Genomic DNA, 15,065 nt, shown 5'->3' on the forward strand with positions numbered 1-15,065 from the left:
CACTTACCGCATCGGAATGCCTGCACCCTTGAAGTTAGCCTTCTTGAGAAGACTTTCATACTGGTGAGACATGATGTACGCCTGAACCTGCGCCATGAAATCCATGGTCACGACCACGATGATCAACAGCGAGGTACCCCCGAAGTAGAACGGCACGTTCCACTTCAAAATCAGAAACTCGGGCAACAGACACACCAGGGTGATGTAGATTGCCCCGGCAAAGGTCAAGCGCATCAGGATGCGATCGATGTACTTCGCCGTTTGCTCTCCTGGACGAATCCCGGGCACGAATGCGCCGCTCTTCTTCAGGTTATCCGCCGTCTCCTTGGCATTGAAAACCAACGCCGTGTAGAAGAAGCAGAAGAACACGATTGCAGCCGCGTAAAGCATCACGTATATCGGCTGCCCAGGTGACAGGGTTGAAGAAAGATCCTTCAACCACGACATGCCGGCCGACTCGCCGAACCACTGCCCCAGCGTTGCCGGGAACAGGATGATGCTCGACGCAAAGATTGGCGGAATGACACCGGCCATGTTCAGCTTCAGAGGCAGATGAGAGCTTTGCCCCCCGTACACCTTGTTGCCAACCTGGCGCTTGGCGTAATTGACCAGAATCTTCCGCTGCCCCCGTTCAACAAACACGACCACACCAGTCACGAGCACCACGAGAATGCAAATGAACAGCGCAGTAAAGGGGTGCATTGCACCGGTGCGAACCAGCTCGAACAACCCACCAATCGCATTGGGCAAACCAGAGGCGATACCCGCGAAGATGATCAGCGAGATTCCGTTGCCAAGCCCCCGCTCCGTGATCTGCTCTCCGAGCCACATCAAGAACATGGTGCCAGTCACCAGCGTGGCAACCGTGACAAACCGGAACATCAGACCCGGATCAATGACCAGGCCCGGCTGCCCCTCGAGCGCCACGGAGATACCGATGGCTTGGAACAACGCTAGGGCAACCGTACCGTAACGCGTGTACTGAGTGATCTTGCGACGTCCGGCCTCGCCTTCTTTCTTCAGCGCTTCGAGCTGAGGCGACGCTACCGTCATCAGCTGCATGATGATCGACGCCGAAATATACGGCATGATCCCCAATGCAAAGATCGTGAAGCGAGAGAGCGCACCGCCCGAAAACAGGTTGAACACCCCGAGGATGCCACCCTGCTGCGACTGGAACAAATCTGCCAGCGCCTTCGGATCAATGCCCGGCACCGGAATGTGCGCACCGATCCGATAAACGATCAGTGCGCCGATCAGGAACATGAATCGACGACGCAAATCGCCGAACTTGCCCTGATTTCCGATTGCTGCGGGTTGCTTTGCCACTTTGCCCTGACCTTAAGCCGCGATGGAACCGCCGGCAGCCTCAATGGCAGCCTTGGCACCCTTGGTCACACCAACACCCTTGATCGTCACTTTACGGGTGATTTCGCCCGAAAGAATGACTTTGGCAGTGATTGCGTCGGCAGCGATAACGCCGGCCTGCTTCAGCACCAGCATGTCGATTTCGTCCACCGGCAACCGATCGAGCTCGGAGAGGCGAACCTCAGCCTTACGACCTTTCATCAGCGACACGAAACCGCGCTTGGGCAGTCGACGCTGAATCGGCATCTGACCGCCTTCAAAACCGACTTTGTGAAAGCCGCCAGCGCGGGACTTCTGACCCTTGTGGCCCCGACCAGCGGTTTTGCCGAGACCGGAACCGATACCGCGACCAACACGCTTGGAAGCATGCTTGGCGCCTTCGGCCGGCTTGATGGTATTGAGTTTCATCTTAACCCTCGCACTTCACCAGGTAGCGAACCTTGTTGATCATGCCGCGCACTTGCGGAGTATCAACCAGCTCGACCGTGTGGTTCAGACGACGCAGCCCGAGACCACGAACAGTGGCACGGTGAGACTGCTTGGTACCGATCACGCTCTTGACGAGCGTTACCTTGATTTTGTTGTCAGCCATGATTTCACCCAATCAACTCTTCGACCGACTTGCCGCGTTTGGCAGCAATCTGGGCCGGCGTGCGCACGGCGAACAGGCCGTTCAACGTCGCGCGAACGACGTTGTACGGGTTAGACGAGCCAATGCACTTGCAGATGATGTCGGTCACACCCATGACTTCGAAGACGGCACGCATCGGACCGCCGGCGATGATGCCGGTACCGTGCGGAGCCGGCTGCATCAGGACGGTAGCGGCACCGTGCCGACCGACCACTGCATGGTGCAGAGTCCCTTCTTTCAGGGATACCTTCGCCATCTTGCGGCGGGCTTCGTCCATGGCCTTCTGGACGGCGACCGGCACTTCACGTGCCTTGCCCTTGCCCATGCCGACACCGCCGTCGCCGTCGCCGACAACCGTCAGTGCTGCGAAGCCGAGAATACGACCACCCTTGACAACCTTGGTGACGCGATTGATCGCCACCATCTTTTCGCGCAGGGAATCGTCCCGCTCTTCGGCTGCCTGGGCGCGCTTGGTTTGCTGTTTAGCCATTGCTACCCTCGCTTAGAACTTGAGGCCGGCTTCGCGAGCCGCCTCAGCCAACGCCTTGACGCGGCCGTGATAGTGGAAACCAGCACGGTCGAATGCCACCTGCTCTACGCCAGCAGCTTTCGCACGTTCGGCGATACGCTTGCCAACCTCTTCGGCCGCTGCGACGGTGCCACCCTTGCCATTCTCGGCACGGGCACCTTTCTCGTTGGTCGAGGCAGATGCCATGACCTGAGAGCCGCAGCCGGAAATGATCTGGGCATAGATGTGCTGATTGGAGCGATAGACCGTCAGACGGACCGTCTTGAGCTCGGAAATTTTGGCTCGAGTTTTGCGAGCCCGGCGCAAACGCACCGCTTTCTTGTTCATCATGACAAACCGCCCTTACTTCTTCTTGGTTTCCCGGATCACAACACGCTCGTCGGAGTAACGAACACCCTTGCCTTTGTAGGGCTCGGGCGGACGGTACGCACGCACTTCAGCGGCGATCTGACCAACCAGTTGTTTGTCCGTTCCCTTGATAACAATTTCTGTCTGGGAAGGGGTCTCAGCGGTCACACCGTCCGGCAATTCATGCTCGACCGGATGGGAGAAACCGAGGCTGAGGTTCAGCTTCTTGCCCTGAGCCTGAGCGCGATAACCCACGCCAACCAGGTTCAGCTTGCGCTCGAAACCCTTGCTCACGCCAACAACCATGTTGTTGACCAGAGCGCGCATCGTGCCAGACATCGAACGGGAGATCTTGCTACCGTCGTTTGCAGAGCAAACGAGCGCACCGTCTTCCTGGGCGACCGTCACTGCAGGGTGCACCGGGCGGCTCAGCTGACCCAGCGGGCCCTTCACGCTGATCTCGCCGCCTGCAATCTTGACCTCGACGCCAGACGGCAACGAGATCGGATTCTTAGCTACTCGAGACATTCTTGCCTCCTTACGCGACGATGCAGATGACTTCACCGCCGACGCGATTGGCACGCGCGGCACGATCAGTCATCACGCCCTTCGGCGTAGAAACAATGGCAACACCCAAGCCGTTCATCACGCGCGGCAGGTCGTTGCTACCCTTGTAAACACGCAGACCCGGCTTGGAAACACGCTCGATTCGCTCAATAACCGGTTCGCCGGCATAGTACTTGAGCGTTACGTCGAGCTCGGGCTTGCCTTCGCCTTCGCGAACGCTGAAACCGTCGATATAGCCTTCTTCCTGAAGCACCTTGGCGATAGCCACTTTCAGCTTTGATGAAGGCATCACCACGGAAGCCTTCTGAGCCATTTGGCCATTACGGATGCGGGTCAGCATATCGGCGATCGGATCGGACATACTCATTTCGTCTCTCCTTACCAGCTCGCCTTGGTCATGCCGGGCACTTCGCCACGGAATGCCACTTCACGCAGCTTGTTACGACACAGACCGAACTTGCGGAAAACACCACGCGGGCGACCGGTCAGCGAACAGCGATTGCGCTGACGCGTCGGGTTGGCATTGCGCGGCAACTGCTGCAGCTTAAGGCGAGCAGACATACGCTCTTCTTCCGACAGGCTGGAATCCTTGATTTGCGCTTTCAGAGCAGCGCGCTTGGCGGCATATTTAGCCACCAGCTTTGCACGCTTTTCTTCGCGATTGATCAGAGCCAATTTCGCCATATCGCCCTCAATTCTTGAACGGGAACTTGAATGCCTCGAGGAGCGCACGCGCCTCGGCATCCGTTTTCGCCGTCGTGGTGATACTGATGTTCATGCCACGGATCGCATCCACTTTCTCGTATTCGATTTCCGGGAAAATGATCTGCTCTTTGACACCCAGGTTGTAGTTGCCACGACCGTCAAAGCCCTTACCGCCAACACCGCGAAAATCGCGGACACGCGGCAGCGCGATCGTCACCAGACGATCCAGGAATTCGAACATGCGCGGACCGCGCAGGGTCACCATGCAACCAATCGGGTATCCATCGCGAATTTTGAAGCCAGCGATCGATTTACGAGCCTTGGTCACCACCGGTTTCTGACCGGCGATCTTGGTCATATCACCAACCGCGTGCTCAAGCACCTTCTTGTCACCGACCGCCTCACCAACACCCATATTCAGAGTGATCTTGGTGATTCGCGGAATCTGCATCGGCGACTTATAGCCAAATTTTTCGGCCAGACCCGGAGCAACGGTGTCCTTGTAAAATTCTTGCAAGCGTGCCATCACGAATCCTTACGCGTCGACCAGTTCGCCGTTCGACTTGAAGACGCGAACCTTGCGGCCATCCTCAAGCGTCTTCACACCCACGCGATCACCCTTCTGGGAGGCCGGGTTGAACAGCGCAACATTGGAAACATGAATCGGCATTTCCTTCTCGATAATGCCACCCACTTCACCCTTCATCGGGTTCGGACGAACGTGTTTCTTGACACGATTGACGCCCTCGACAACAACGCGCTCATCATCAACACGACGCAGCACGGAACCACGGCGACCGCGATCCTTGCCGGCCAGGACGATAACTTCGTCGCCAGTACGAATCTTGTTCATGACCGCTCCTTAAAGCACTTCAGGAGCGAGGGACACGATCTTCATGAAGCGCTCGGTACGCAACTCACGCGTCACCGGCCCGAAGATACGGGTGCCAATCGGCTCCAGCTTGGTGTTCAGCAACACAGCAGCATTGCCGTCAAACTTGATCAGGGCACCATCCGGACGGCGAACGCCCTTGGCCGTACGAACAACAACGGCGTTGTACACGTCACCCTTTTTAACGCGACCGCGAGGCACCGCCTCTTTGACCGCAACCTTGATGATGTCACCCACTCCGGCGTAGCGACGCTTGGAGCCGCCCAGCACCTTGATGCACATCACCGAACGCGCGCCCGAATTGTCGGCGACGTTCAGAATCGTCTGCATTTGAATCATTGAATTAGCTCTCCAACTTGCCCCGCACCGAAGCGGTCAGTCTTGGAACCCGTCTGGGTAAATTTGCCCGAAAAGGCAAAGAAGCGGAATTATAGGGGTTTGGCGCCCACTTGCCAAGCCCCTATCGCAACTTTTTTAGATGATGCGCGCTTTTTCCACAACGCGCGACACGCGCCAGGACTTCGAGCGGGAGATCGGACGGCACTCCTGAATCTCCACAGTATCGCCTGCAGCGGCCACACCGTCTTCATCATGTGCGTGGTATTTCGCGGAACGCACGATCACCTTGCCATACAGCGGGTGCTTCACGCGGCGCTCAACCAGCACAGTTACCGTCTTCTGCATCTTGTCGCTGACAACCTTGCCGTACAGCGTACGGGTTGCTTTCACAGTTTCCTGACTCATTGCTGAACCGCCTTTTCACGCAACAGGGTGCGGACACGTGCGATGTCGCGACGCACCTTGCCCAGTTGGCTGGTGTTGTTCAACTGCTGGGTCGCGTGCTGCATGCGCAGGCTGAATTGAGCCTTGAGCAGCTCCAGCAATTCCGTATTCAGTTCTTCTACGCTTTTCGCGCGGAGTTCACTTGCTTTCATGATTACCCCACATGCCGCGTGACAAAGGTGGTCGCGAACGGCAGTTTGGCGGCGGCAAGGCGAAACGCCTCACGTGCCAGCGCCTCGTCAACACCATCCATTTCGTACAGGACCTTGCCCGGCTGAATCTCGGCAACCCAGTACTCCGGATTCCCCTTTCCCTTACCCATACGAACTTCCGCAGGCTTGCGGGAGATCGGCTTGTCCGGGAAGACGCGGATCCAGATGCGGCCGCCACGCTTGATGTGACGGGTCATGGCGCGACGCGCGGATTCGATCTGACGGGAGGTCATACGACCACGGCCAGTTGCTTTAAGACCGTATTCACCGAAGGAGACCTTGTTACCACGGGTCGCCAGGCCAGTGTTACGACCTTTTTGCTCTTTACGATATTTTCTGCGTTTCGGCTGAAGCATTATTCACTCCTGCTCTCGGCGCCTTCGTTGCGCTCAGCATCGCGACGACCGCCACGACGAGCATTGCGCCCTTCGCCATCGCCACGGCCACGGCGTGAACGACGCGGCTCGTTTTCATTTTCACCAGCGGCCGGCTGTTCGTTGCGGCCCAGGACTTCGCCCTTGTAGACCCACACCTTGATGCCGATGATGCCGTAGGTGGTCTTGGCTTCCGAAGTGCCGTAGTCGATGTTCGCGCGCAGGGTGTGCAGAGGCACACGACCTTCGCGATACCACTCGGTACGGGCAATTTCGATACCGTTCAATCGACCCGCACTCATGATCTTGATGCCCTGCACGCCCAGACGCATGGCGTTCTGGATGGCGCGCTTCATGGCACGACGGAACATGATACGGCGCTCGAGCTGCTGAGCGATCGAATCGGCGATCAGCTGCGCATCCGTCTCCGGCTTGCGCACTTCTTCGATATTGACGTGAACCTGCACGCCCATCATCTTCTGAAGCTCGGCCTTGAGCTTCTCGATGTCTTCGCCTTTCTTGCCGATCACGACACCCGGACGAGCCGAATACAACGTGATGCGCGCATTCTTCGCTGGGCGCTCGATGAGGACACGCCCGACGGATGCGTGTGCAAGCTTCTTCTTGAGGAAATCACGCACCGCGAGATCGTCAGCGAGCGTCTTGGCGAAATCCTGCTTGTTGGCATACCAGCGCGCCGTCCAGTCACGTGTGACGGGGAGGCGGAAACCGGTAGGATGAATTTTCTGTCCCATAAGTCCCCCTTAGTCACCCACCGTGACGAACACGTGGCAGGTCGGTTTGAGGATGCGGTTGCCGCGGCCTTTCGCGCGCGCCGTGAAGCGCTTGAGCGTCATGCCTTCCTCAACGTGAATGGTCTTCACCTTGAGCGCGTCGATGTCTGCACCGTCGTTGTGTTCTGCATTTGCGATAGCCGACTCGACCACCTTCTTGATGATCTTGGCGCCTTTTTTCGGCGAGAAAGCCAGGATGTTCAGGGCCTGCTCGACGGATTTGCCGCGAATCTGGTCCGCCACGAGACGACCCTTCTGGGCGCTCAGGCGCACACCGCGGAGAATGGCTTTAGTTTCCATTTCCATCATTCCTTAGCGCTTGGACTTCTTGCTGTCGAGATGCCCCTTGAACGTACGGGTCAGGGCAAATTCGCCAAGCTTGTGGCCAACCATGTTTTCAGTCACGAACACGGGCACGTGCTGACGGCCGTTGTGAACAGCGATGGTCAGGCCAATGAAATCCGGAAGGATCGTGGAACGACGCGACCAGGTCTTGATCGGTCGCTTGTCGTTACTTACCCGCGCCGCATCCACCTTCTTGAGAAGGTGCGCGTCGATGAACGGGCCTTTTTTCAGAGAACGAGTCATCTGTTACCCCTTAACGCTTACGGCGCTGAACGATCATGGAAGTGGTGCGCTTGTTACTGCGGGTACGATAACCCTTGGTCGGCTGACCCCACGGGCTCACCGGATGGCGACCACCAGAGGTACGACCTTCACCACCACCATGCGGGTGATCAATCGGGTTCATAACCACACCACGAACCGTCGGGCGCACACCACGCCAGCGCTTTGCACCTGCTTTGCCCAGCTTGCGAAGGGCGTGCTCGCCGTTACCGACTTCACCCACGGTCGCGCGACACTCGACATGCACACGACGGATCTCGCCAGAGCGAAGACGCAGCTGAGCATAGCTGCCATCGCGAGCCAGCAACTGGACCGAAGCACCGGCGGAGCGCGCAATCTGCGCACCCTTACCCGGCTGCATTTCGATGCAGTGGATCACGGTACCGACCGGAATGTTACGGATCGGCAGGGCGTTACCCGGCTTGATGGGCGCCTCGGAGCCGCTTTGCACCTGCGCACCGACTTCAAGGTGACGCGGCGCAATAATGTACCGACGCTCGCCATCCGCGTAGCACAACAGCGCAATGTGCGCAGACCGGTTCGGATCGTATTCGATCCGCTCGACCTTGGCCGGGATGTTGTCCTTGTTACGACGGAAGTCGACAACACGATAGTGTTGCTTGTGACCACCGCCCTGGTGACGGACGGTAATGCGACCCGCGTTATTGCGGCCAGCACTCTTGCTCTTTTTCTCAACCAGACCTGCAAAGGGCTTGCCCTTGTACAGATCCTTATTGACGACCTTGACGACAGCACGACGGCCAGCGGAGGTCGGTTTGACTTTTACCAACGCCATGACTCAATCACTCCCCTGCCGCAAAGTTGATTTCCTGGCCAGGCTGGAGGCAGACAAACGCCTTTTTCCAACCCTGACGACGCCCGATCATGCGACCGAAGCGCTTTTCCTTGCCCTTGACGTTGCTGACCTGCACCGACTTGACCTTGACATCAAACAGCTGCTCGACAGCCGCCTTGATCTCAGGCTTGGTCGCATTGGAAGCAACGCGGAAAACGATCTGCTCGTTCTTGTCGGCTACGTAGGTAGCCTTCTCCGAAATCTGCGGGGCAAGCAGCACCTGGAGCAGACGCTCTTGATGAAGCTGACTCATTGCCAACCCTCCTGCATCTTGGCCAGCGCACCCTTGGTCACAACAACCTGCGGGAATCGCACCAGCGAGACCGGATCTGCTTCGGAAACTTCGAGCACCAGCACATTGCGCAGATTGCGCGAGGACAGGAACAGGTTTTCGTTCAGATCGTCGGTAATCACGAGCACCGAATCGAGACCCATGCTCTTGAGCTTTTCAGCCAGCAGCTTGGTCTTCGGTGCTTCGAGAGAGAAATCCTCAACCACGCAAATACGGTCCTGACGCGCCAGCTCCGACAGAATCGAAGCCACGCCGGCACGGTACATCTTGCGGTTGATCTTCTGGGTGAAGTTTTCATCCGGGCTATTCGGGAAAACCTTGCCACCCCCACGCCAGATCGGGCTGGACGCCATACCGGCACGAGCACGACCCGTACCTTTCTGGCGCCACGGCTTGCGCGTGGATTTTTGCACTTCGGAGCGATCTTTCTGCTTGCGATTGGCAGAACGGGCGTTGGCCATATAAGCCACTACCAGCTGATGCACCAGCGCTTCGTTGTATTCGCGACCGAAGAGCGTATCGGAAACCTGAACGGTTTCAGCCGACTGACCCTGGTCGTTGAGAAGCTTGAGTTCCATTACGCCCCCTTGACGGCCGGTCGAACGACCACATTGCCACCCTTGGCACCCGGGACCGCCCCTTTGACCAGCAGCAACTGGCGCTCGGCGTCCACGCGAATGATTTCCAGGTTCTGGGTCGTCGTACGAACATCACCCAAGTGACCCGCCATGCGCTTACCCGGGAAAATTCGACCCGGATCCTGCGCCTGGCCGATTGAACCCGGGGCGCGATGCGACAGAGAGTTACCGTGAGAAGCACGGTTTGACGAGAAGTTGTGGCGCTTGATCGCACCGGCAAAACCTTTACCGATCGACGTACCAACAACATCAACTTTTTGACCCACTTCGAACAGATCCACCGTCAGCGCGTCACCCGGCTTGAAATCGGGCAATGCATCCACGCGGAATTCCTGAAGCAGGCTGCACGGCTCGACGCCGGCTTTCGCAAGGTGACCGGCGAGCGGTTTGCCCACGCGGCTGGCCCGGCGCTTTCCAAAAGCAATCTGAACGGCCAAATAACCGTCTGATTCCTCGGACTTGATCTGGCTAACGCGGTTGTCGGACATGTCAAGCACCGTCACCGGGATGGACTGACCATCCTCGGCGAAAATGCGAGTCATGCCGACCTTGCGACCAACAAGGCCTAGACTCATTTTATTCTCCTAAACCCGGTTACGATTGACCGGGACCGTAAATAATCTTTTTTGCGCGAAAAACGCAAGGGCCGGATTATACCGGCCCAATCGCGCCAAACACAAGCCCTTGATTACTGCAACTTGATTTCCACATCGACGCCGGCAGGCAGATCGAGTTTCATCAGCGCATCAACCGTCTTGTCAGTCGGATCCACAATGTCCATCAGACGCTGATGGGTACGGATTTCGAACTGATCACGAGAAGCCTTATTCACGTGCGGCGAACGCAGCACGTTGTAACGCTCGATGCGGGTCGGCAGCGGGACGGGACCACGAACCACGGCGCCGGTGCGCTTGGCGGTTTCGACGATCTCGAGCGCAGACTGATCGATCAGGCGATAGTCGAAGGCTTTCAGACGAATGCGGATTTTCTGGCTTTGCATGATTTTTTCCAAAGAGCGAGGGCGGCCGACCATCGGCCGCCCGGTAGCATGATTACTCGATCACTTTTGCAACGACGCCGGCGCCGACGGTACGGCCACCTTCGCGAATTGCAAAACGCAGACCTTCTTCCATGGCGATCGGGGCGATCAACTTCACGGTGATCGACACGTTATCACCCGGCATGACCATCTCGGTGCCTTCGGGCAGCACGATCGAACCGGTCACGTCCGTGGTACGGAAGTAGAACTGAGGGCGATAGTTGTTGAAGAACGGGGTGTGACGACCGCCCTCTTCCTTCGACAGCACATACACCTCACCCGTGAAGTGGGTGTGCGGGGTGATGGAGCCCGGCTTGGCCAGCACCTGACCACGCTCGACGTCTTCACGCTTGGTGCCGCGCAGCAGCACGCCCACGTTGTCGCCAGCCTGACCCTGATCCAGCAGCTTGCGGAACATTTCCACGCCAGTGCAGGTGGTCTTGACGGTGTCCTTGATACCCACGATTTCCAGTTCGTCGCCCACGGTCACGATGCCGCGTTCGACACGACCGGTCACCACGGTGCCGCGACCAGAGATCGAGAACACGTCTTCGATCGGCAGCAGGAACGGCTTGTCGATGGCACGCTCAGGCGTCGGGATGTAGCTATCCAGCGCAGCTGCCAGTTCCATGATGGCCGGCTCGCCGATCGGGGACTGGTCACCTTCCAGGGCCTTCAGTGCAGAACCCTTGATGATGGGGATGTCGTCGCCCGGGAACTCGTACTTGGAGAGCAGTTCGCGAACTTCCATCTCCACCAGCTCGAGCAGCTCTTCGTCATCGACCATGTCGCACTTGTTCAGGAACACGATGATGTACGGAACGCCAACCTGACGGGCCAGCAGGATGTGTTCGCGGGTCTGCGGCATCGGGCCGTCAGCGGCGGAACACACCAGAATCGCGCCGTCCATCTGGGCGGCACCAGTAATCATGTTCTTCACGTAATCGGCGTGACCCGGGCAGTCAACGTGAGCGTAGTGACGGCTTTCGGTCTCGTACTCGACGTGTGCGGTGTTGATCGTGATACCACGCGCCTTCTCTTCGGGCGCGCTGTCGATCGCTGCATAGTCCTTGGCTTCGCCACCGAACTTGGCGGTCAGCACCGTGGTGATGGCGGCCGTCAGCGTGGTCTTGCCATGGTCAACGTGACCAATCGTGCCAACGTTCACGTGCGGCTTGTTACGCTCAAACTTTCCCTTAGCCATTATTGCTTCCTTGATTTCCTGAAAATTTCGAAATTACTTCTTGTTAATCACGGCATCGGCGACGTTTTTCGGCGCCTCGGAGTAGTGCTTGAACTCCATGGAGTAGGTCGCACGACCTTGCGTCAGCGAACGCAGCGAAGTGGCATAGCCAAACATCTCGGCCAGCGGCACTTCTGCACGGATACCCTTCATGTTGCCAGCGATGTCGTCCATACCCTGAACGATACCGCGGCGGCCGGACAGGTCGCCCATGACGTTACCCATGAATTCTTCCGGCGTCTCCACCTCGACAGCCATCATCGGCTCAAGCAGCACCGGGTTTGCCTTGCGCATGGCGTCCTTGAAGGCCATCGAACCGGCCATCTTGAACGCGTTTTCGTTCGAATCGACATCGTGATAGGAACCGAAGACCAGCGTGACCTTGACGTCGACAACCGGGAAACCGGCCAGCACGCCATTCGGCAACGTGTCCTGGATACCACGATCAACCGCAGGGATGTATTCGCGCGGCACCACACCGCCCTTGATAGCGTCGATGAATTCGTAGCCCTTACCCGTTTCGTTCGGCTCCAGCTTGATCACAACGTGACCATACTGACCGCGACCACCGGACTGCTTGACGAACTTGCCTTCCTGTTCAACGGTGGAGCGAATCGCCTCGCGATAAGCCACTTGAGGCGCACCCACGTTTGCCTCGACGTTGAATTCGCGCTTCATCCGGTCCACGATGATCTCAAGGTGCAGCTCACCCATACCAGAGATGATGGTCTGACCAGACTCTTCATCCGTACGCACACGGAAGGAAGGATCCTCCTGGGCGAGTCGCGACAGGGCGAGACCCATCTTTTCCTGGTCGCTCTTGGTTTTCGGCTCGACCGCGACGTGAATCACCGGATCCGGGAACTCCATACGCTCAAGGATGATGGGCGCAGCCGGATCGCACAGGGTTTCACCCGTGGTCACTTCTTTCAGGCCCACTGCAGCCGCGATATCACCTGCGCGGACTTCCTTGATCTCCTGACGATCATTGGCGTGCATCTGCAGCAAACGGCCAATACGATCCTTCTTGCCTTTGATCGAGTTCAGCACGGTATCGCCGGAATTGAGAACACCGGAGTACACGCGAATGAACGTCAGCTGCCCCACAAACGGATCCGTCATCAGCTTGAACGCCAACGCCGAGAACTTCTCGTCATCGCTCGACTTGCGGGTCGCCTCGTTACCGTCGTCATCGATACCTTGCACCGCCGGGACTTCGGTCGGGTTCGGCATGAATTCGATCACTGCGTCGAGCATGCGCTGCACACCCTTGTTCTTGAATGCAGTGCCGCACAGCATCGGCTGGATTTCGCAGGCGATCGTGCGCTTGCGCAAACCGGCGACGATCTGCTCTTCGCTCAATTCTCCGCCTTCGAGGTAAATATCCATGAGCTCTTCGGAGGCCTCAGCAGCTGCCTCAACCATCTGCTCGCGATATTCAGCTGCCTTATCCGCCAGATCCGCCGGGATATCGACATACTCGAACTTGGAACCCATTGAAGCGTCATCCCAGATGATCGCTTTCATCTTGACCAGATCGACCACGCCGGCAAAGTTTTCTTCAGCACCGATCGGCAACACCACCGGAACCGGGTTCGCCTTCAGCCGCGTCTTCATCTGCTCAACAACCTTGTAGAAGTCGGCACCCTGGCGGTCCATCTTGTTCACGAAGGCAAGACGAGGCACACGATACTTGGTCGCTTGACGCCACACCGTTTCGGATTGAGGCTGAACACCACCCACCGCGCAATAAACCATGCACGCACCATCAAGCACACGCATGGAACGCTCCACCTCGATGGTGAAATCGACGTGCCCCGGGGTGTCAATAATATTGATGCGATGCTCCGGCAAGGACAGATCCATGCCTTTCCAGAAGCAGGTCGTCGCAGCGGAGGTAATGGTAATACCGCGCTCCTGCTCCTGCGCCATCCAGTCCATGGTGGCCACACCATCATGAACCTCACCGATCTTGTGGTTCACACCGGTATAGAAAAGGATACGCTCGGTCGTGGTGGTCTTGCCGGCGTCAATGTGCGCGGAGATACCGATATTGCGGTAGCGCTCGATAGGAGTTTTGCGGGCCACGGTGTTGTCCTGCCTAGTTAAATCGCCAAAAGGATGCGATTTTCATTCCAAACGATGACAAAAAGTCGAGCCCCCTCACATGGGGGCTCGACTCACTGATACTTGTGAATCAGAAGCGGTAGTGCGAGAAAGCCTTGTTGGCTTCAGCCATGCGGTGAACTTCTTCGCGCTTCTTCATGGCAGAGCCGCGACCTTCAGCAGCTTCCAGCAGCTCACCAGCCAGGCGCTGAGCCATGGACTTCTCGGCGCGCTTGCGCGCAGCTTCACGCAACCAACGCATGGACAGCGCCATACGGCGGGAAGGGCGAACTTCAACTGGCACCTGGTAGTTTGCACCACCAACACGACGGCTCTTGACCTCAACCACCGGCTTCACATTACCGAGAGCGGTTGAGAACACCTCAAGCGGATCCTTGCCGGACTTGCTGGAGATGGCATCAAAGGCACCATAGACGATACGCTCAGCAACGGCCTTCTTGCCGTCCTGCATGATGACACTAATAAACTTGGACACATCCTGACTACCGAATTTCGGGTCAGGCAGGATTTCCCGCTTGGGAACTTCGCGACGACGGGGCATGACGATCTTCCTTCAGATTCTTGTGTGAGCCAACAATCAGGCTTGCTTCGGACGCTTTGCGCCGTACTTGGAGCGCGACTGCTTGCGATCCTTCACGCCTTGCAGATCGAGCGAACCGCGCACGATGTGATAGCGCACACCCGGCAGATCCTTCACACGACCACCACGAATCAGGACCACGGAGTGCTCCTGCAGGTTGTGACCTTCACCGCCGATATACGAGATCACCTCGTAACCATTGGTCAGGCGCACCTTGGCGACCTTACGAAGCGCAGAGTTCGGCTTCTTAGGCGTCGTGGTGTAGACGCGGGTGCACACGCCACGCTTCTGCGGGCAGGCTTCCAGCGCCGGGACGTTGCTTTTGACAACGGCGGATTTCCGCGGCTTGCGGACGAGCTGATTGATTGTTGGCATAGCTTGAGAATTTCCCAAAAAACCGAGGCAGCCACTCGGGCCGCCTCGGGCGGTTTATTCCGGCTGCAACTGACTACGATTGGCC

The 15,065-nt window shown here is 57.7% G+C and carries 26 protein-coding genes; all 26 read right to left on the minus strand.

The window, feature by feature from the left end; translation table 11 throughout:
* Positions 1–3: 3 nt before the first annotated feature.
* The gene (secY, locus tag J0W34_RS18180) at positions 4–1,266 is read right to left on the minus strand and encodes a preprotein translocase subunit SecY (protein WP_227816747.1); all 1,263 of its coding nucleotides are present in this window, start codon (positions 1,264–1,266) and stop codon (positions 4–6) included.
* 75 nt (positions 1,267–1,341) lie between these two features.
* On the minus strand, positions 1,342–1,776 hold the full coding sequence (rplO, locus tag J0W34_RS18185) for a 50S ribosomal protein L15 (RefSeq protein WP_227816669.1): 435 nt from the start codon (positions 1,774–1,776) through the stop codon (positions 1,342–1,344).
* Between the two features lies 1 nt (position 1,777).
* Positions 1,778–1,960 carry a 50S ribosomal protein L30 gene (rpmD, locus tag J0W34_RS18190; RefSeq protein ID WP_227816670.1) on the minus strand — a complete coding sequence of 61 codons (183 nt, stop codon included), beginning with the start codon at positions 1,958–1,960 and terminating at the stop codon, positions 1,778–1,780.
* Positions 1,961–1,964: 4 nt separating this feature from the next.
* Positions 1,965–2,489 (minus strand): 30S ribosomal protein S5, encoded by a 525-nt coding sequence (gene rpsE, locus J0W34_RS18195; RefSeq protein WP_227816671.1) that lies wholly within the window; start codon positions 2,487–2,489, stop codon positions 1,965–1,967.
* Positions 2,490–2,501: 12 nt separating this feature from the next.
* A complete protein-coding gene (rplR, locus tag J0W34_RS18200) occupies positions 2,502–2,855 on the minus strand; it encodes a 50S ribosomal protein L18 (RefSeq protein ID WP_227816748.1) in 354 nt (117 codons plus the stop codon).
* 15 nt (positions 2,856–2,870) lie between these two features.
* Positions 2,871–3,404 (minus strand): 50S ribosomal protein L6, encoded by a 534-nt coding sequence (gene rplF / locus J0W34_RS18205; RefSeq protein ID WP_227816672.1) that lies wholly within the window; start codon positions 3,402–3,404, stop codon positions 2,871–2,873.
* Positions 3,405–3,414: 10 nt separating this feature from the next.
* Positions 3,415–3,810, minus strand: a complete 396-nt coding sequence (gene rpsH / locus J0W34_RS18210; protein WP_227816673.1) for a 30S ribosomal protein S8 — start codon at positions 3,808–3,810, stop codon at positions 3,415–3,417.
* Positions 3,811–3,821: 11 nt separating this feature from the next.
* Positions 3,822–4,127, minus strand: a complete 306-nt coding sequence (gene rpsN, locus J0W34_RS18215; RefSeq protein WP_227816674.1) for a 30S ribosomal protein S14 — start codon at positions 4,125–4,127, stop codon at positions 3,822–3,824.
* Between the two features lie 7 nt (positions 4,128–4,134).
* Positions 4,135–4,674 carry a 50S ribosomal protein L5 gene (gene rplE, locus J0W34_RS18220; RefSeq protein ID WP_227816675.1) on the minus strand — a complete coding sequence of 180 codons (540 nt, stop codon included), beginning with the start codon at positions 4,672–4,674 and terminating at the stop codon, positions 4,135–4,137.
* A gap of 9 nt (positions 4,675–4,683) precedes the next feature.
* Positions 4,684–5,001, minus strand: a complete 318-nt coding sequence (gene rplX / locus J0W34_RS18225; protein ID WP_227816676.1) for a 50S ribosomal protein L24 — start codon at positions 4,999–5,001, stop codon at positions 4,684–4,686.
* Positions 5,002–5,010: 9 nt separating this feature from the next.
* Complete coding sequence (rplN, locus tag J0W34_RS18230) at positions 5,011–5,379, minus strand: 50S ribosomal protein L14 (RefSeq protein ID WP_227816677.1); 369 nt, start codon at positions 5,377–5,379, stop codon at positions 5,011–5,013.
* Positions 5,380–5,514: 135 nt separating this feature from the next.
* Complete coding sequence (gene rpsQ, locus J0W34_RS18235) at positions 5,515–5,784, minus strand: 30S ribosomal protein S17 (RefSeq protein WP_227816678.1); 270 nt, start codon at positions 5,782–5,784, stop codon at positions 5,515–5,517.
* A complete protein-coding gene (rpmC, locus tag J0W34_RS18240) occupies positions 5,781–5,975 on the minus strand; it encodes a 50S ribosomal protein L29 (protein ID WP_227816679.1) in 195 nt (64 codons plus the stop codon). The genes rpsQ and rpmC overlap by 4 nt, the downstream gene beginning before the upstream one ends.
* A gap of 2 nt (positions 5,976–5,977) precedes the next feature.
* Positions 5,978–6,391, minus strand: coding sequence for a 50S ribosomal protein L16 (gene rplP, locus J0W34_RS18245; protein ID WP_227816680.1), 414 nt, complete (start codon positions 6,389–6,391; stop codon positions 5,978–5,980).
* Positions 6,391–7,164, minus strand: coding sequence for a 30S ribosomal protein S3 (gene rpsC / locus J0W34_RS18250; protein ID WP_227816681.1), 774 nt, complete (start codon positions 7,162–7,164; stop codon positions 6,391–6,393). Before rpsC ends, rplP begins: the two co-directional genes overlap by 1 nt.
* Before the next feature lie 9 nt (positions 7,165–7,173).
* Positions 7,174–7,503 carry a 50S ribosomal protein L22 gene (gene rplV, locus J0W34_RS18255; RefSeq protein ID WP_173768861.1) on the minus strand — a complete coding sequence of 110 codons (330 nt, stop codon included), beginning with the start codon at positions 7,501–7,503 and terminating at the stop codon, positions 7,174–7,176.
* 12 nt (positions 7,504–7,515) lie between these two features.
* The gene (gene rpsS, locus J0W34_RS18260) at positions 7,516–7,791 is read right to left on the minus strand and encodes a 30S ribosomal protein S19 (protein ID WP_227816682.1); all 276 of its coding nucleotides are present in this window, start codon (positions 7,789–7,791) and stop codon (positions 7,516–7,518) included.
* Between the two features lie 10 nt (positions 7,792–7,801).
* Entirely contained in the window at positions 7,802–8,626 is an 825-nt protein-coding gene (gene rplB / locus J0W34_RS18265) for a 50S ribosomal protein L2 (RefSeq protein ID WP_227816683.1), read from the minus strand.
* Positions 8,627–8,633: 7 nt separating this feature from the next.
* Entirely contained in the window at positions 8,634–8,939 is a 306-nt protein-coding gene (rplW, locus tag J0W34_RS18270) for a 50S ribosomal protein L23 (RefSeq protein ID WP_230969719.1), read from the minus strand.
* Entirely contained in the window at positions 8,936–9,556 is a 621-nt protein-coding gene (gene rplD, locus J0W34_RS18275; RefSeq protein ID WP_227816685.1) for a 50S ribosomal protein L4, read from the minus strand. The genes rplW and rplD overlap by 4 nt, the downstream gene beginning before the upstream one ends.
* A complete protein-coding gene (rplC, locus tag J0W34_RS18280) occupies positions 9,556–10,191 on the minus strand; it encodes a 50S ribosomal protein L3 (RefSeq protein WP_227816686.1) in 636 nt (211 codons plus the stop codon). The genes rplD and rplC overlap by 1 nt, the downstream gene beginning before the upstream one ends.
* Positions 10,192–10,304: 113 nt before the next feature.
* Positions 10,305–10,616 carry a 30S ribosomal protein S10 gene (rpsJ, locus tag J0W34_RS18285; protein ID WP_227816687.1) on the minus strand — a complete coding sequence of 104 codons (312 nt, stop codon included), beginning with the start codon at positions 10,614–10,616 and terminating at the stop codon, positions 10,305–10,307.
* Between the two features lie 52 nt (positions 10,617–10,668).
* Positions 10,669–11,859 (minus strand): elongation factor Tu, encoded by a 1,191-nt coding sequence (gene tuf / locus J0W34_RS18290; protein ID WP_227816688.1) that lies wholly within the window; start codon positions 11,857–11,859, stop codon positions 10,669–10,671.
* Positions 11,860–11,892: 33 nt separating this feature from the next.
* Positions 11,893–13,986 (minus strand): elongation factor G, encoded by a 2,094-nt coding sequence (gene fusA, locus J0W34_RS18295; RefSeq protein ID WP_227816689.1) that lies wholly within the window; start codon positions 13,984–13,986, stop codon positions 11,893–11,895.
* A 109-nt stretch (positions 13,987–14,095) separates the two neighbouring features.
* Positions 14,096–14,566, minus strand: coding sequence for a 30S ribosomal protein S7 (rpsG, locus tag J0W34_RS18300; protein WP_227816690.1), 471 nt, complete (start codon positions 14,564–14,566; stop codon positions 14,096–14,098).
* A gap of 36 nt (positions 14,567–14,602) precedes the next feature.
* Positions 14,603–14,980, minus strand: a complete 378-nt coding sequence (gene rpsL / locus J0W34_RS18305) for a 30S ribosomal protein S12 (RefSeq protein WP_173767320.1) — start codon at positions 14,978–14,980, stop codon at positions 14,603–14,605.
* Positions 14,981–15,065: the final 85 nt, after the last annotated feature.

Origin of the sequence: Nitrogeniibacter aestuarii (genome assembly GCF_017309585.1) — a bacterium.
In the GTDB taxonomy this organism is placed as follows: domain Bacteria; phylum Pseudomonadota; class Gammaproteobacteria; order Burkholderiales; family Rhodocyclaceae; genus Nitrogeniibacter; species Nitrogeniibacter aestuarii.

Excerpts from the sequence above, each read along its gene's own strand:
- rplX (WP_227816676.1), bottom strand. The coding sequence starts at position 5,001 with ATGAACAAGATTCGTACTGGCGACGAAGTTATCGTCCTGGCCGGCAAG.
- rplE (WP_227816675.1), bottom strand. The coding sequence starts at position 4,674 with ATGGCACGCTTGCAAGAATTTTACAAGGACACCGTTGCTCCGGGTCTG.
- rpsL (WP_173767320.1), bottom strand. The coding sequence starts at position 14,980 with ATGCCAACAATCAATCAGCTCGTCCGCAAGCCGCGGAAATCCGCCGTT.
- rplN (WP_227816677.1), bottom strand. The coding sequence starts at position 5,379 with ATGATTCAAATGCAGACGATTCTGAACGTCGCCGACAATTCGGGCGCG.
- secY (WP_227816747.1), bottom strand. The coding sequence starts at position 1,266 with ATGTTCCTGATCGGCGCACTGATCGTTTATCGGATCGGTGCGCACATT.
- rplO (WP_227816669.1), bottom strand. The coding sequence starts at position 1,776 with ATGAAACTCAATACCATCAAGCCGGCCGAAGGCGCCAAGCATGCTTCC.
- rplC (WP_227816686.1), bottom strand. The coding sequence starts at position 10,191 with ATGAGTCTAGGCCTTGTTGGTCGCAAGGTCGGCATGACTCGCATTTTC.
- rpsH (WP_227816673.1), bottom strand. The coding sequence starts at position 3,810 with ATGAGTATGTCCGATCCGATCGCCGATATGCTGACCCGCATCCGTAAT.
- rplP (WP_227816680.1), bottom strand. The coding sequence starts at position 6,391 with ATGCTTCAGCCGAAACGCAGAAAATATCGTAAAGAGCAAAAAGGTCGT.
- rpsQ (WP_227816678.1), bottom strand. The coding sequence starts at position 5,784 with ATGAGTCAGGAAACTGTGAAAGCAACCCGTACGCTGTACGGCAAGGTT.
- rplW (WP_230969719.1), bottom strand. The coding sequence starts at position 8,939 with ATGAGTCAGCTTCATCAAGAGCGTCTGCTCCAGGTGCTGCTTGCCCCG.
- rpsS (WP_227816682.1), bottom strand. The coding sequence starts at position 7,791 with ATGACTCGTTCTCTGAAAAAAGGCCCGTTCATCGACGCGCACCTTCTC.
- rplR (WP_227816748.1), bottom strand. The coding sequence starts at position 2,855 with ATGAACAAGAAAGCGGTGCGTTTGCGCCGGGCTCGCAAAACTCGAGCC.
- rpmC (WP_227816679.1), bottom strand. The coding sequence starts at position 5,975 with ATGAAAGCAAGTGAACTCCGCGCGAAAAGCGTAGAAGAACTGAATACG.
- rpmD (WP_227816670.1), bottom strand. The coding sequence starts at position 1,960 with ATGGCTGACAACAAAATCAAGGTAACGCTCGTCAAGAGCGTGATCGGT.
- rpsE (WP_227816671.1), bottom strand. The coding sequence starts at position 2,489 with ATGGCTAAACAGCAAACCAAGCGCGCCCAGGCAGCCGAAGAGCGGGAC.
- rplF (WP_227816672.1), bottom strand. The coding sequence starts at position 3,404 with ATGTCTCGAGTAGCTAAGAATCCGATCTCGTTGCCGTCTGGCGTCGAG.
- rpsC (WP_227816681.1), bottom strand. The coding sequence starts at position 7,164 with ATGGGACAGAAAATTCATCCTACCGGTTTCCGCCTCCCCGTCACACGT.
- rpsJ (WP_227816687.1), bottom strand. The coding sequence starts at position 10,616 with ATGCAAAGCCAGAAAATCCGCATTCGTCTGAAAGCCTTCGACTATCGC.
- rplB (WP_227816683.1), bottom strand. The coding sequence starts at position 8,626 with ATGGCGTTGGTAAAAGTCAAACCGACCTCCGCTGGCCGTCGTGCTGTC.
- rpsG (WP_227816690.1), bottom strand. The coding sequence starts at position 14,566 with ATGCCCCGTCGTCGCGAAGTTCCCAAGCGGGAAATCCTGCCTGACCCG.
- tuf (WP_227816688.1), bottom strand. The coding sequence starts at position 11,859 with ATGGCTAAGGGAAAGTTTGAGCGTAACAAGCCGCACGTGAACGTTGGC.
- rplV (WP_173768861.1), bottom strand. The coding sequence starts at position 7,503 with ATGGAAACTAAAGCCATTCTCCGCGGTGTGCGCCTGAGCGCCCAGAAG.
- rpsN (WP_227816674.1), bottom strand. The coding sequence starts at position 4,127 with ATGGCGAAATTGGCTCTGATCAATCGCGAAGAAAAGCGTGCAAAGCTG.
- rplD (WP_227816685.1), bottom strand. The coding sequence starts at position 9,556 with ATGGAACTCAAGCTTCTCAACGACCAGGGTCAGTCGGCTGAAACCGTT.